The 223-nt window shown below is 55.2% G+C and carries 1 rRNA gene; it reads left to right on the top strand.

The window, feature by feature from the left end:
* A 23S ribosomal RNA gene (locus AC3CB2_RS23510) occupies positions 1–223 on the top strand; the annotation flags it as partial.

Here is a 223-nt window from a genome sequence, read left to right as displayed (position 1 = left end):
CCGGCCCCTAAGGCGAGGCCGAAAGGCGTAGTCGATGGGAACGGGGTTAATATTCCCCGGCCAGTGGGTAGTGACGGATGCCGTGTATCGTATCTCCTTATTGGATTGGAGATGCGGTGAAGGTGTTCCTGGAAATAGCTCCCACGCTAAGACCGTACCCGAAACCGACACAGGTGGACAGGTAGAGTATACCAAGGCGCTTGAGAGAACTGTGCTGAAGGAA

It is taken from the genome of Pseudovibrio sp. SCP20, from assembly GCF_057774105.1.
The sequence above is the reverse complement of the archived record's forward strand: the minus strand, read 5'-3'. Positions and strand labels throughout refer to the sequence as shown.